The 14,977-nt window shown below is 72.6% G+C and carries 9 protein-coding genes and 1 pseudogene; 9 read left to right on the top strand and 1 reads right to left on the bottom strand.

Annotated features, from left to right (window positions below; genetic code table 11):
- The first annotated feature begins 21 nt into the window (after positions 1-21).
- Both KBX26_RS09435 and KBX26_RS09440 read left to right on the top strand, forming a co-directional pair.
- Positions 22-387, top strand: a complete 366-nt coding sequence (locus tag KBX26_RS09435) for a VOC family protein (protein ID WP_030337166.1) — start codon at positions 22-24, stop codon at positions 385-387.
- Between the two features lie 30 nt (positions 388-417).
- Positions 418-1,428, top strand: coding sequence for an ADP-ribosylglycohydrolase family protein (locus KBX26_RS09440; RefSeq protein WP_374224243.1), 1,011 nt, complete (start codon positions 418-420; stop codon positions 1,426-1,428).
- Between the two features lie 358 nt (positions 1,429-1,786).
- On the opposite strand, the gene KBX26_RS09445 is transcribed toward KBX26_RS09440, so the two are convergent.
- Complete coding sequence (locus tag KBX26_RS09445) at positions 1,787-2,323, bottom strand: type II toxin-antitoxin system PemK/MazF family toxin (RefSeq protein WP_030337170.1); 537 nt, start codon at positions 2,321-2,323, stop codon at positions 1,787-1,789.
- A 283-nt stretch (positions 2,324-2,606) separates the two neighbouring features.
- Between KBX26_RS09445 and ligA the strand changes: the two genes are divergently transcribed.
- The 7 genes and pseudogenes from ligA to KBX26_RS09480 all read left to right on the top strand — a co-directional run bounded on the left by ligA (position 2,607) and on the right by KBX26_RS09480 (position 14,958).
- Positions 2,607-4,742, top strand: a complete 2,136-nt coding sequence (gene ligA, locus KBX26_RS09450) for an NAD-dependent DNA ligase LigA (RefSeq protein WP_030337172.1) — start codon at positions 2,607-2,609, stop codon at positions 4,740-4,742.
- 157 nt (positions 4,743-4,899) lie between these two features.
- A complete protein-coding gene (locus KBX26_RS09455; protein WP_210865195.1) occupies positions 4,900-7,518 on the top strand; it encodes a bifunctional diguanylate cyclase/phosphodiesterase in 2,619 nt (872 codons plus the stop codon).
- Between the two features lie 144 nt (positions 7,519-7,662).
- Positions 7,663-7,968, top strand: coding sequence for an Asp-tRNA(Asn)/Glu-tRNA(Gln) amidotransferase subunit GatC (gene gatC / locus KBX26_RS09460; RefSeq protein WP_030337175.1), 306 nt, complete (start codon positions 7,663-7,665; stop codon positions 7,966-7,968).
- A 94-nt stretch (positions 7,969-8,062) separates the two neighbouring features.
- Positions 8,063-9,538 (top strand): Asp-tRNA(Asn)/Glu-tRNA(Gln) amidotransferase subunit GatA, encoded by a 1,476-nt coding sequence (gene gatA, locus KBX26_RS09465; RefSeq protein WP_030337177.1) that lies wholly within the window; start codon positions 8,063-8,065, stop codon positions 9,536-9,538.
- 231 nt (positions 9,539-9,769) lie between these two features.
- The gene (locus KBX26_RS09470) at positions 9,770-10,906 is read left to right on the top strand and encodes an Ig domain-containing protein (protein WP_030337179.1); all 1,137 of its coding nucleotides are present in this window, start codon (positions 9,770-9,772) and stop codon (positions 10,904-10,906) included.
- A gap of 73 nt (positions 10,907-10,979) precedes the next feature.
- Positions 10,980-12,479 (top strand): Asp-tRNA(Asn)/Glu-tRNA(Gln) amidotransferase subunit GatB, encoded by a 1,500-nt coding sequence (gene gatB, locus KBX26_RS09475; RefSeq protein ID WP_210865196.1) that lies wholly within the window; start codon positions 10,980-10,982, stop codon positions 12,477-12,479.
- 122 nt (positions 12,480-12,601) lie between these two features.
- Positions 12,602-14,958 (top strand): annotated as a pseudogene (locus tag KBX26_RS09480) (pyruvate dehydrogenase).
- Positions 14,959-14,977 lie beyond the last annotated feature (19 nt).

The raw sequence follows: 14,977 nt of genomic DNA on the forward strand, positions 1-14,977 counted from the left end.
CGGCTGGGCAGGATGACGGTCATGATTGGACAGCTGCGTTCAGTGGTGCTCGACTGCCCGGATCCGCGGGCGTTGGCGACGTTCTACTCCGAGCTGCTCGGCATCCCCTTCGCCGAGGGTGACGCCGAAGACGACTGGGTGGTGCTGGGCGGTCCGCCCGGTCACCAGCCACGTCTCGCCTTCCAGCAGGCGCTCAATTTGCGGCCGCCGGCCTGGCCGGACCCGGAGCGCCCACAGCAGTTCCACCTCGACGTGACGGTGGACGACATCGAGGCCGCCGAGAAGGCGGCGCTGGCGCTCGGGGCCCGACGGCTGCCGGGTGAGGGCGAGGGGTTCCGGGTCTACGCCGACCCGGTCGGCCACCCGTTCTGCCTCTGCTGGGACTGAGCCCGCGGTGGGTTGCGGCGGCCGGGCATGATGGCCGCCGTGATCCACACCTCCGCGCTGCGCGCCTCCGGCTCCCTGTTCGGCCTCGCCTACGGTGACGCGTTGGGCAAGCCGACCGAGTTCCTGACCGTCGCCGAGATCCAGCGCCGGTACGGCCCGGCCGGCCCGCGTGAGCTGTCCGGCGAGCCGGCGCTGGTCACCGACGACACCCAGATGGCGCTGGCGGTGGGTTGGGCGCTGCACGAGACGCCGTCGTTCACGCCGGAGGCGGTGCAGCCACTGCTGCGGCGGCGCTTCCTGACCTGGGCGGTCAGCCCGGACAACAACCGTGCCCCGGGCATGACCTGCCTGCGCGCCTGCGCCGAACTGAGCCGTGGGACGCGCTGGCAGGAGGCGACAGTGGTCGGTTCGAAGGGTTGCGGGGCCAACATGCGGGTCACCCCGGTCGGGTTGCTCGACACGGACCTCGACACGCTCGCCGGGTTGGCCCAGTTGCAGGCGGGGCTGACCCACGGCCACCCGACCGGGCTGGCCGCCAGCGAACTCACCGCGTACGCGGTCTTCGCGCTGCGTACCGGCGTCCCGCTGGCCGAGCTTCCCGGGGTGCTCACCGAGCGGGCGCTGTCGCAGCGCCTGGTCTACCGGGAGCGGTGGCTGGGAGACCTCTGGCAGCGCGCTGGTTCCGACACTCCTGAGGAGTTCATCGCCCAGGGCTGGGACGACTGCCTGGCAGTGCTGCGCCGACTGACCACCGCCCTGGCCGAGCCGGACGACGGCGCCGACCCGTGTCGGGCCACCGGCGAGGGCTGGGTGGCCGAGGAGGCGCTGGCAACCGCGCTGCTCTGCGCCGTACGGCACGCCGACGATCCGGTTTCGGCGCTGGCCCGGGGGGCGACCACCGCCGGCGACTCCGACTCGATCGCCGCCCTCGCCGGCGCCTTCCTGGGCGCGGCCGTCGGCATGAGCGCGTGGCCGCGCAAGTGGGCCGACCGCATCGAGTACGCGGACCAGCTCGCCACCCTGGGCGCAGCCTGGGACTGACCCCACTCGGCCTCGGCCTGGCTTGGTCTGGGCCTCGGCCTGGCCTGGCCTGGGCCTCGGCCTGGTCTGGGCCTCGGCCTGGTCTGGGCCTCGGCCTGGTCTGGGCCTCGGCCTGGCCTGCCTGGTCTCGGCTTGGCCTGGTCCGGGTCTCGGCTTGGCCTGCCTGGCCTCGGTCTGGCCTGCCTGGCCTCGGTCTGGCCTGGTCTGGGTCTCGGTCTGGTCTGCCTGGCGTGGTTCATCGGCTTGATCGACTCGGGGTTCTGAAAACCGGGGCATCCGAGGCCTCGGGACACCGCGACTTTCAGGAACCCGAGTCGATCATGGCCGGCGGCCGCGCCGCAGGGGCGGTCGAGAGGCGTCAGGTGGTGGGCAGGTGGCGCAGGCTGCGCACCTTCCGCCAGAGGTCGGCGTCGCAGCGGCCGGCGTGGTCGGCGAAGGCGGCCGCGTTGAGTCGGATCGGCTCGGTGAGGCTGAGGTAGCTGTCGTGCTCCGCGCCAGGGTCCCAGTCCCGGGTGGGAATCCGGACGTGGTCGTCCCGGTCGCTCTTGTCCTGGCTGGTGATCTTCAGGACGTCGGCGCCCTTGGAGTCCGCGCGCAGCACCAGGCACGGGCGTACCTTCGACCCGCTGCCGTCGGCGTACGGGACGTCGGCCCACCAGATCTCACCGGGCGCGGGGGTGTCGTCGTGCCGGTCGGCGTCGCGGCGGCGGGACGGGGTGGACGGGCGCTCGCCGCCCCGGGGGCGTGGCGGGCTGGGACGACGCCCGCCGGTGCTGGCCCGACCCGGCCGGGCGCCCGGACGTCGGTTGGTCACCCGGTGCCGCCAACTGTTCCACGCCCAGCCGGCGGCCACCGCCAGCAGGATCGCCACCGCCCAGAGCAGTGCCTCGGGCATCCGTACCTCCGCCTCACGGCGACCCGCCGGTCGCACCGTCCGGCGATCCTTGCACGTCGTCGCCCGTGCCGCCCGCCAACCACACCGCGGCTGCCCGATCACCCCGCGCCTCACCTGATCATCTGGTGGTGGGTGGTCGGGCGGTTCGTCGACACCCACCGGGCATCCCGGCTGAGGGCGACGTCGCTCCCGGCGCGGGCGGGCGACGGATTGTCCCACCGGCCCGATACCGTGCCGGAGTAGCGTGATCAGGGAGGTCGCAGGCGTGTCCGAAGGTGGCGGTGTGTCCGAGGAGCAGATCGGTCAGCAGGTCAGCGCGGCGCAGGAGGCAGCGGCCGGGGCCGAGCCGACGCCGCAGGCCCGGGAACGGCATGCCGCCCTCAGCCAGGAGCTGACCGAGCACCAGTACCGCTACTACGTCCTGGACGCGCCGACCATCCCCGACGCCGACTTCGACAGGCAGTTGCGCGAGCTGGAGGCGCTGGAGGCCCAGTTCCCGGCGCTGCGGACGCCCGACTCGCCGACCCAACGGGTGGGCGGCACGTTCTCCACCGACTTCACCCCGGTCACCCACGCCGAACGGATGCTGTCGCTCGACAACGCCTTCGCCGACGAGGAGTTGGCGGCCTGGGCCGAGCGGGTCGAACGGGACGCGGGCGGCCCGGTGCCCTACCTGTGCGAGCTGAAGGTCGACGGGTTGGCGATCAACCTGACCTACGAGAAGGGTCGACTGGTCCGGGCCGCCACCCGCGGCGACGGGCGCACCGGTGAGGACGTCACCGCCAACGTGCGCAGCATCCGGGACGTGCCCAGCCAGCTCACCCCGTCCGCCGAATTCCCGGACGTTCCCGAGCTGGTGGAGGTCCGGGGCGAGATCTACTTCCCGATCGCCGCGTTCGCCGATCTCAACGCGGGTCTGGTGGAACAGGGCAAGGCACCCTTCGCCAACCCGCGCAACGCCGCCGCCGGCAGCCTCCGGCAGAAGGATCCACGGATCACCGCCACCCGGCCACTGCGCCTGGTGGTGCACGGCATCGGCGCCCGCCGGGGCTTCCAGCCCACGGCGCAGTCCGAGTCGTACGCCGCGCTCAAGTCCTGGGGGTTGCCCACCAGCGACCGGTGGCGGGTCGTCCCCGACCTGGCCGGTGTCGCCGAGTTCATCGCCTACTACGCCGAGCACCGGCACGATGTCGAGCACGAGATCGACGGGGTGGTGGTCAAGGTCGACCCGGTCTCCATCCAGGGCCGGCTCGGCTCGACCAGTCGCGCGCCACGGTGGGCGATCGCCTTCAAGTACCCGCCGGAGGAGGTCACCACCAAGCTGCTCGACATCGACGTGAACGTGGGGCGCACCGGCCGGGTCACTCCGTTCGCCGTGCTCGAGCCGGTGCGCGTGGCCGGTTCCACAGTCGCGCTCGCCACCCTGCACAACGCCCGTGAGGTGGAGCGCAAGGGTGTGCTGATCGGCGACACGGTGGTGCTGCGCAAGGCCGGCGACGTGATTCCCGAGGTGCTCGGCCCGGTGGTCGACCTGCGGCCCGTCGACGCCCGGCCGTTCGTCATGCCGACCAGTTGCCCCGCCTGCGGCACCCCGCTCGCGCCGTCGAAGGAGGGCGACGTCGACATCCGCTGCCCCAACACCCGCAGCTGCCCGGCGCAGTTGCGGGAGCGGGTGTTCCACCTCGCCGGCCGGGGCGCGTTCGACATCGAGGTGCTCGGCTACAAGGGTGCGGCGGCCCTCCTCGACGCGGAGATCATCAGCGACGAGGGCGACCTGTTCCAGCTCGACGCCGAGCAGCTGTCCCGGTCGCCGTTCTTCGTCAACAAGGACGGCAGCCTGGGCAGCAACGCCACCAAGCTGTTGGACAATCTCGCGGTCGCCCGGGAACGGGACCTCTGGCGGGTGCTGGTGGCGCTCTCCATCCGGCACGTCGGCCCGACGGCGGCCCAGGCGCTCGCCCGGCACTTCCGTTCCATGGACGCCATCGACGCGGCCTCGGAGGAGGAGTTGTCCTCCGTCGACGGGGTCGGTCCGACCATCGCGGCCAGCATCCGGGAGTGGTTCGCGGTGGACTGGCACCGCGAGGTGGTCCGCAAGTGGGCCGAGGCCGGCGTACGGATGGCCGAGGAGGCGGTCGACGAGGGTCCGCGCCCGCTGGAAGGGCTGACGGTGGTGGTGACCGGCACCCTCGCCGGGTTCTCGCGCGATCAGGCCGCCGAGGCCGTGCAGAGCCGGGGCGGCAAGGTCAGCGGGTCCGTCTCCAAGAAGACGAGCTTCGTGGTGGTGGGGGACAACCCCGGCTCGAAGGCCGACAAGGCCGCCAGCCTCAAGGTGCCGGTGCTCGACGAGGACGGGTTCCGGCTCCTGCTGGACGCGGGCCCGGACGCCGCGCGGGACGTCGCTCAGCTGGGCGGTTGACCCCGCCGACGGCTGGCGACGGCGACTGGCCGCGTATACCAACTTAATTACGACTACGACCGATTCGTGACTGTCATACCGGGAAACTGGGGGCCGAGGGCGTTTCATTGGGTCACGGCGTGCGCACCGGCACGCCAATGGTCGGTCGGGAGGTGTGGTGGAGGTCGCCGACCCACGCAACTCGCTTCCTGCGGGACGGGTCGCACCGTTCGCCGCCTTCGTCGCCAGCATCCTGGCGGTCGCCGCGCTGACCGCCGCCGTTCCACTCGCGACGCTCCCCGACGACCTGCCCCGGCTGCCGGTGGCGTTCTGGACGATGGCCGCGCTCGCCGTGGTCTGCGACGCGCGCCCGTTCGTGCCACCGGGGCGCCGGCAGACGTCGGCGGTGTTCCCGTCCACCTGCTTCACCTTCGCGATCCTGCTCGGCTGGGGTCTCGGCCCGGCGGTGGTGGTGCAGGCGGTGGGGGTGGTCGTCTCGGGTTGGCGGATGCGGCACGCCGCGTGGCGTACGGCGTTCAACGTCGGCCAGTACGCCTGCGCCCTCGCCGCCGCGTACGGGGTGATCCAACTCGGGTCGGGCACGATCTTTTCCGGCGGGCGGTTGCACTGGACCGACGTGGCCGTTGTCGGCGGCGCCGCGCTGGCCTGGTTCGTCGTCAACTACGGGTTGGTCAGCTGGGCGGTGCGGCTGCGTTTCGGCGATCGCTGGTGGCCCACCGTCCGTCAGGGCCTCGGCTTCGAGCTGCTCTCCACCGGCTCGCTGCTGCTGCTCGCCCCGGTGCTGGTCGCCGCGGCGCGGGTCAGTGCCGCGCTGATTCCGCTGGTGCTGGTGCCGCTCTTCGCCGTCTACCGGATGGCGCGGCTGACCAACGAACAGCAGCACCTCGCCGCCGCCGACCCGCTGACCGGGCTGCCCAACCGCAAGGCCCTGCTCGCCGAGGTGGCGGAGCAGGTGCACGTGCACGCCGAGCGGACCGCCCGCGGTGAACCCGACGGGCAGTTGGCGCTGCTGCTGCTCGACCTGGACCGCTTCAAGAACGTCAACGACGCCCTCGGGCACGCCGTGGGTGACCGGCTGCTGGTCGAGGTCAGCGCCCGGCTCACCGACGTGCAGCCCCGGCCGCAGATGATCGCCCGGCTCGGCGGTGACGAGTTCGCCATCGTGATGACCGGGCTGAGCGACGTCGGTCAGGCGCGGGAGTTGGCCGACCGGGTCGTCCAGGCGCTGGCCGAGCCGGTGCCGCTCGACGGACTGCCGTTGGACGTGGGCGGGTCGATCGGGATCGCCCTCTTCCCCGAGCACGGCGAGGACTTCGCCACCCTGATGCGCCACGCCGACGTGGCGATGTACGACGCCAAACACCGCAACGACACGGTGGCCGTGTACGCCCCGGAGTCCGACCACAACTCCGCCGAGCGGCTCGGCCTCCTCGCCGACCTGCGCCGCGTGCTGGAGGTCAGCCCGTCGGCCGAGACGCCGGTCGACACCGAGCCGCCGGTCGCCGAGCCGCCGGTCGCCGAGCCGCCGGTCGCCGAGCCGCCGGTCGACGCCGAGCCGGCTGTCGACGTACCAGTTGTCGCGACGGCGGAGGTGCGCGGCGGTGACGGGGCGGCGCTGCCCAGCGCGGCGGCGACCCGGCCCGCGTCAGCCGCGGACCCGGCGGTCGTCACGGCAACGCGGCACGGTGGTCGGTGGTGGGTACGCCGTCGACGCGCCGACGCCGAGCCGCTGCACTCCGACGAGCTGATCAACCAGATCGCCACCGGTGCCGACCCGATCCGGGGCCGCAACGCCCGGGCCACCGTCGACGGCACCCGTTCGGGCTCGGTCCGGGAGCGGCGCGCCGGGGGTGGGAACGGCCGTCGGTCCCCGAACGGGAGCGCGGTGGGCAGGGGACGTGGCGGGGCGCGCCGGGACGCCGGGCCGGGTACGCCCGGTCAGCCGCTCGAACCGACCGGGTGGGCGCACGCCGACGACGAACCGGCCGACGACGCCGGGGAAATCACCATGTACTACCAGCCGCAGATCGCCATCGCGACAGGTGAGGTGGTCGGGGTCGAGGCCCTGCTGCGGTGGCGACACCCCCGACGGGGCATGGTCGACCCGGAGGAACTCATCCGGGTCGCCGAGCAGAGCGCCGTGATGCGACTGCTGACCCGTCGGGTCGTCGACGACGTGGTGGAGCAGCTCGCCAAGTGGTCGGCGGCCGGCATCGGCCTGCGTGCGGCGCTGAACGTGAGCGTGCGCGACCTGCACACCGGCGAGATCGCCGATCAGATCGCCGACCGGCTGGCCCGCTACGGGGTGCCGGCCGAGCGGTTGCAGGTCGAGATCACCGAGGGCGCGTTGATGGCCGACCCGCGCCGGGTGCTGGCCACCATCTCCCAGCTGCACCGGATCGGGGTGGCCATCTCGCTGGACGACTTCGGCACCGGCTACTCCTCGCTGCAGCATCTGCGCCGCCTGCCGCTGTCCGAGGTGAAGGTGGACCGGTCGTTCGTCCTCGGCATGGCCGACGACGCCGACGACGCGGCGATCGTCCGGTCGATGATCGAGCTGGCCGGCGCGCTGGGGTTGCGGGTGGTCGCCGAGGGTGTCGAGGACGAGCGGACCTGGCGGATGCTGCACACCGCCGGCTGCGACGCCGCCCAGGGCTGGTTCTACGCCCGGCCGATGCCGGCCGAGGAGTTGGTCATCTGGCTGGCCCGGTACCGGCCGGTCCGCCCGACCGGCGGGCACCCGCAGCCCGACGTCGCCCGCCGCCCCACCCGCTGACCCGGCACGAGGTCGGGGGAGGGGGAGTCGGGGACGCGGCACCGGAGCGGAACAATAGACTCGCTGCGGTCACCGCGTGTCACGCTCCACCTGTCGCGCGGCCGGCACACCGCCCGACCAGCAGGAATTCAGAAGGGGGCACGGATGGCCGCCATCTCCCGCGAGGAGGTCGCGCACCTGGCGCGCCTGTCGCGGCTCGCCGTCACCGAGGAGGAGCTGGACATGTTCGCCGGCCAGCTCGACGTGATCCTCCAGGCGGTCGCCCAGGTCGGCGAGGTCGCCGCCGCGGACATCCCGCCGACCTCGCACTCGGTGCCGCTGACCAACATCTTCCGCGAGGACGTCGTCACGCCGTGTCTGACCCCGGAGGAAGCGCTGTCGGGCGCGCCCGACGCCGAGGACCAGCGGTTCCGCGTACCGCGGATCCTGAGCGAGGACGTGGCCTCATGAGCGAGCGGCAGCGAGCGAATAGTCGGTGCAGCGCCGTGGTGCCTCATGGCGTCGCGGAGCGGAGCGGAGTGACGGCATGAGCGAGATGACCGGCATGAGCGACTTCACCAGAATGACCGCGACGGAGATCGCGAGCCTGGTCGCCGGGGGCGAGACCTCCGCTGTCGAGGTGACCCAGGCGCACCTGGACCGGATCGCCGCGGTCGACGACCGGGTGCACGCCTTCCTGCACGTGGACACCGAGGGTGCGCTCGCCGCGGCCCGCGCGGTGGACGAGCGTCGGGCCGCCGGCGAGGTGTTGGGCCCGCTCGCGGGTGTGCCGGTCGCGGTCAAGGACGTGCTCGCCACCCGGGGCGTGCCGACCACCGTGGGGTCGAAGATCCTGGAGGGCTGGCGCCCGCCGTACGACGCGACGATCGTGCAGCGGCTGCGCGAGGCCGGCACGGTGATGCTCGGCAAGACCAACATGGACGAGTTCGCGATGGGTTCCTCCACCGAGTACTCGGCGTACGGCCCGACGCACAACCCGTGGGACCTGAGCCGGATCCCGGGTGGCTCGGGTGGTGGTAGCGCCGCCGCGCTGGCCGCGTACGAGGCGCCGCTGGCGATCGGCTCGGACACCGGCGGCTCGATCCGTCAGCCCGGCGCGGTCACCGGCACGGTGGGTGCCAAGCCCACCTACGGCGGCACCTCCCGCTACGGGTTGGTGGCCTTCTCGTCGTCGCTGGACACCCCCGGCCCGTGTGCCCGCAACGTGCTCGACGCGGCCCTGCTGCACCAGGTGATCGGTGGGCACGACCCGATGGACTCGACGTCGATCCCGCAGCCCGTGCCGGACGTGGTGGCGGCGGCGAGGCTCGGCGCGACCGGTGACCTGACCGGTGTGCGGCTCGGCATCGTGAGCGAGTTCGTCGGCGAGGGCGCCGAGCCGGGTGTGATGGCGGCGTTCCGCGAGTCGGTGGACGCGCTGACCAAGATGGGCGCCGATGTCGTCGAGGTGTCCTGCCCGACGTTCGCGTACGCGCTGCCGGCGTACTACCTGATCGCCCCGAGCGAGTGCTCCTCCAACCTGGCCCGGTTCGACGGTGTCCGGTTCGGCCTGCGGGTCGGCGACGACGGCAACCGGTCGCTGGAGGAGGTCATGTCGCTGACCCGGGAGGCCGGCTTCGGCCCGGAGGTCAAGCGCCGCATCATGATCGGCACGTACGCGCTGTCGTCGGGTTACTACGACGCGTACTACGGGCAGGCGCAGAAGGTCCGGACGCTGATCACCCGGGACTTCAACGCCGCGTTCGAGCGGGTCGACGCGCTGATCTCGCCGACCACCCCGTCGGTGGCGTTCCCGATGGGCGCGCGGACCGCCGACCCGTACCAGATGTACCTGGCCGACCTGTACACCATCCCGACGAACCTGTACGGCGGGCCGGGCATCTCGGTGCCGTGCGGGCTCTCCGAGGGGCTGCCGGTCGGTTTGCAGGTGATGGCCCCGACGATGGCCGACGACCGGATGTACCGGGTCGCCGCCGCGTTGGAGTCCGCCGTCGGCACGTTCACCCCGCCGGCCCTCTGACCCGCCGGTACGGGGGCGGGTCGCCCGCCGTCGTACCGGAAGTCGTCACGCGCCCGGTGCGGTCACCACGACCGCGCCGGGCGCGGCTGTCGTCGCGGCGACACGACGATCTCCGATCAGGGGATGGACCGCGTTCAGTGGCACTGGTCGAATAAGCTCCGAGTCTGTTGGATCGACGAACTCTGGTCCGCTGGCGGCCGCGAGCGGCTCCGATCAAGACCTGGATGTGCGATGGGGACGCTTCGCCCGGTCATGGCCCTGACGATGGTTGTCGCGATGCTGCTGGGTGCCGCGCAACCAGCCACCGCCGCCGACACCGTCACCATCACCTCGGGCAAGCCCCGGTCGGTCATGTACCTCGGGCAGGTGTACGCGATCCACACCGTGGAGGCGACCGGCGGCACCGGGCCGTACGCGCTGTCGGTGGTGTCGGGCAGCCTGCCGCCGGGGATGTTGGTGGTGGGCACGGCGCTGGGGGGCGCGCCGACCACGCCGGGCACCTTCCCGTTCCGGCTGCGGATGACCGACAAGAACGGTCTCTTCGGCGAGCAGGCGGCGACGATCGAGGTACGCCAACAGAAGGTCGTCATCACCTCGGGCAAGCCCCGGTCACCCATGTACATCGGGCAGGTGTACGCGATCCACACCGTGGAGGCGACCGGCGGCACCGGGCCGTACGCGCTGTCGGTGGTGTCGGGCAGCCTGCCGCCGGGCATGCTGGTGGTGGGCACGTCGCTCGGGGGCGCGCCGACCACGCCGGGCACCTACCCGTTCACGCTGCGGATGACCGACAAGAACAAGCTCTTCGACGAGCAGGCCGCCACCATCGTCGTCGCCACGGCCGCTGCCACCTTCACCTCCGGCGACCCGCCCGCCGGCACCGTGGGGCGGTCCTACTCCTTCCGGTTCACCGCCGACGGTGATTCGGACATCGCGTTCGCCCTGGCCGCTGGGGCCCTGCCGGGCGGTCTCACCCTCGACAAGTTGGGTCGGCTGAGCGGCGTTCCCGGCAGCGCCGGCACGTTCACCTTCACGGTCCAGGCGACGGGTCGCAGCACCAGTGCCACGAGGGACGTGTCACTGGTCGTCGCCCCGGCGTCCCCGGGCACCCCCACGGCGACCCCGACCGGCCCGACGGCCACCCCGACCCCGACGGCATCGACCGATCCGGCCGCCTCGCCATCGGAGAGCGACCCGGCGACGTCCCAGCCGTCGCCCGCGCCGTCGAGGTCGAAGGGTGGCTGGTTGCCGCTCACCGGAGCGGGCTCGCCCCTCGTGCTGCTGCTGATGGGCGTCCTGGCGTTCTCCGTCGGTGGCATTCTGCTCGTGCTGGCCTACCAGCGTCGGCGCTTCACCACACCCGAGTGACGCCCGGCAGCGGGGTGGCCGGACCAGCCGATTAGGCTGGAACGGTTCTGTCCGGATCGCTCCTGGAGCTCAGATGACGACGACACTGCCCGCGTACGACGAGGTCGTTGCGCGCTTCGAACCGGTGATCGGCCTGGAGACCCATGTCGAGCTGGGCACGAACACCAAGATGTTCTGTGGGTGCCCGACCGACTTCGGTGGCGAGCCCAACACCCGGGTCTGCCCGGTTTGCCTGGGGCTGCCCGGCTCGCTGCCGGTGGCCAACAAGGCGGCCATCGAGGCGATCATCCGGATCGGTCTCGCGCTGAACTGCTCGATCGCCGAGTGGTGCCGGTTCGCCCGGAAGAACTACTTCTACCCGGACATGCCGAAGAACTTCCAGATCAGCCAGTACGACGAGCCGATCTGTGTCGACGGTTACCTGGACGTCGAGGTGGGCGGCGAGACGGTGCGGATCGAGATCGAGCGGGTGCACCTCGAGGAGGACACCGGCAAGACGCTGCACGTCGGCGGTGCCACCGGCCGCATCCACGGCGCGACGGAGTCGCTTGTCGACTACAACCGGGCCGGCATCCCGCTCGTCGAGATCGTCACCAAGCCGATCACCGGCACCGGTGCGCTCGCCCCCGAGGTGGCCAAGGCGTACGTCGCCGAGCTGCGCGACGTGATCCGCACCCTCGGCGTCTCCGACGTGCGGATGGAGGAGGGTTCGCTGCGCTGTGACGTGAACACCTCGCTGAACCTGCCGGGCGCGGAGTGGGGCACCCGTACCGAGACGAAGAACGTCAACTCGCTGCGGTCGGTGGAGCGGGCGGTCCGCTCGGAGATGCTGCGACAGGCGTCGGTGCTGGACGCGGGCGGCCGGATCACCCAGGAGACGCGCCACTTCCACGAGGACACCGGTGACACCACCCCGGGTCGCTCGAAGGAGACGGCGACCGACTACCGGTACTTCCCGGAGCCGGATCTGGTGCCGATCGCACCGGACCCGGCCTGGGTGGCCGAGCTGAAGGCCGCCCTGCCGGAGCTGCCCCGGGTGCACCGGCGTCGGCTCCAGGAGCAGTGGGGCCTGTCGGACCTGGACATGCAGTCGGTGTTGAACGCCGGCGCCGTCGAGCTGATCGAGGCCACCGTGGCCGCCGGCACCACCCCGGCGGCGGCCCGCAAGTGGTGGCTGGGTGAGCTGTCGCGTCGGGCCAACGAGAGCGGCGTGGAGCTGGCCGAGATCGGTGCCACCCCCGCCCAGGTCGCCGAGCTGCAGGGGCTGGTCGACGCCGGCAAGCTCAACGACAAGATGGCCCGCACGGTGTTGGAGGGCGTGGTCGACGGTGAGGGCTCGCCCACCGAGATCATGACCAGCCGGGGCCTGGAAGTCGTCTCGGACACCGGCGCGCTCACCGCCGCCGTGGACGAGGCGATCGCCGCTAACCCCGCCATCGCCGACAAGATCCGCAGTGGCAAGGTCGCGGCGGTCGGCGCGCTGGTCGGCGCGGTCATGAAGACCACCCGCGGGCAGGCCGACGCGAAGACCCTGCGGGAGCTGATCCTGGAGCGCCTCGGCGTCCAGGGCTGAGACCCACCCGGAGAAGGCCGCCGCCGCGACCCGGCGGCGGCCTTCCGCCACACCCTGTCGACCACGCGGCCACCCCGCACCCCTCGCGAGGGCGTCAACGGCGACGCCTGGATGGAGCCACCGTGACCCAGCACGACCTCGATGTCCTCGACGAGATCCAGCGGCGGGTGCTCTGGCTCGCCACCCGGATCGTGGACGCCGCCAACCATGACCGGGCCACCGGCGACGGTGTGAAGGTCGGCGGCCACCAGGCGTCCAGCGCCTCCCTGGTCACGGCGATGACCGCGCTGTGGTTCGCGCACCTGGACGCCGAGGACCGGGTCGCGGTGAAGCCGCACGCCTCCCCGGTGTTCCACGCCATCCAGTACCTGCTCGGCAACCTGGACCGCTCCTACCTGCCCCGACTGCGGGCCCGGGGCGGCCTCCAGTCGTACCCGTCGCGCACCAAGGACCCGGACGACGTGGACTTCTCCACCGGTTCCGTCGGCCTGGGCGCGGCGGCGCCGCTGTTCGCCGCCGCGACCCGCCGCTACGTCGACGCGCACTTCGGCGCCCGGCCGCACTCCCGGTTCGTGGCCCTGATCGGCGACGCCGAGTTGGACGAGGGCAACATCTGGGAGGCGGTCGCCGACCCGGCCACCACCGGGCTGGGCAACGTCATGTGGCTCGTCGACTTCAACCGGCAGTCGCTGGACCGGGTCGTCCCCGGCATCCGGATCAACCAGTGGCGGGGCCAGTTCGAGGCGGCCGGCTGGCACGTGGTCGAGGTCAAGTACGGCCGCCGGCTCGCCGAGGCGTACGCCCGCCCGGGTGGGGAGGCGTTGCGGGACTGGATCGACGCGATGCCCAACGAGCAGTACCAGTCGCTGTTCGGGCTGACCGGGCCGGCGCTGCGCAAGCAGTTCCTGGACGGCGCCCCGGCCGGGATCGCCGACCTGATCGAGAGCGTCAGCGACGAGGACCTCGGCCCGCTCGTCACCGACCTGGGCGGGCACGACCTGCAGGCGATGCTGGACGCGTACGCCCAGTGCGACGCGGTCACCGACCGGCCCAGCGTCGTCTTCGCGTACACGGTGAAGGGTTGGGGGTTGCCCATCGCCGGCAACCCGCGCAACCACTCGGCGCTGCTCAGCACCGAGCAGGTCGACGCGTTGCGCGTCGCGCAGGGGCTGACCTCCGAGACGGAGTGGGACCGCCTCGACCCGGCCTCACCGGCCGGGATCCAGGCCGGCGCCCGCCGGGAGGCGCTGTCCCGCGCGCCCCGCGAGCGCGCGCTGGGGGTCACCGTCCCGGAGAGCACGGGAGTACGCGCAACCAAGCCGATCTCCACCCAGGAGGTCTTCGGTCGGGTGCTGGTGGACCTGGCCCGGGACCGGGAGGTGGGTCGCTACCTGGTGACCACCGCCCCGGACGTGGCCACCTCCACCAACCTGGCCGGGTTCATCAACAAGACCGGGGTGTTCGCCCCCACCGAGCAGCGCTCCTGGACCGAGGACCGGATGCTGCGCTGGACGGAGAGCCCCGCCGGCAGCACATCGAGCTGGGCATCTCGGAGATGAACCTGTTCCTGCTGCTCGGCCAGCTCGGGCTCTCCTGGGACCTGTCCGGGCAGCCGCTGCTGCCGGTGGGCACCGTCTACGACCCGTTCGTGCTGCGCGGCCTCGACGCGTTCCTCTACGGCACCTACTCCGGATCCCGGTTCGTGGTGGCCGGCACCCCGTCGGGCATCACCCTCGCCCCCGAGGGCGGTGCCCACCAGTCCACCATCACCGCGTCGGTCGGCCTGGAACTGCCCGGTGTGACCTTCGTCGAGCCGGCGTACGCGGCCACCCTCGACTGGCTGCTCTGCGACGCGCTCGGGCAGATCGCCGGTGGGTCGGCCCCGGCCGCGACCGCCGCGCCCGCCGAGGACGGCGCGTACTACTTCCGGTTGAGCACCCGACCGTTGGACCAGGCGCCGTTCGAGGCGGCCCGGGCGCGGCTCGGCGACGCGGTGCTGCGCCGGCAGGTCGTCGCCGGGGCGTACCGGCTGGTCGACGCGCACCAGGCGTACCCGCACCTGGTCGACGCCCCGGTGGTGCAACTGGCCGCCTCCGGCGCGGTGCTGCCCGAGGTGCTGGCCGCCGCCGCGGAGCTGGCCGACGAGGGCATCGCCGCGCACGTGGTGGACGTGACCTCGCTGGACCGGCTCTACCGGGCCTGGCAGCGCACCCTGCGACAGGGCGTACGGACGGCCACGGTGCCCAGCGTGCCGGGCGCGCTGCGCTCCGCGTTCGCCGATCGGGTGCCGGTGGTGACAGTGCACGACGCCGCGTCGCACGCGATGGCCTGGCTCGGCTCGGCCGTTGGCGCACCGGCGGTGCCGCTCGGCGTGGACGAGTTCGGCCAGTCCGGCAGCGTCGCCGACCTGTACGAGCTGCACGACCTGCTGCCCGGCAGCATCGTCAACGCCGCGCTGGCCGCGATCGCCCTGCGCTGACCCGTCCGCGCCGGCCGGC

This window comes from Micromonospora sp. C97, from assembly GCF_018070385.1.
Lineage (GTDB): Bacteria > Actinomycetota > Actinomycetes > Mycobacteriales > Micromonosporaceae > Micromonospora > Micromonospora parva.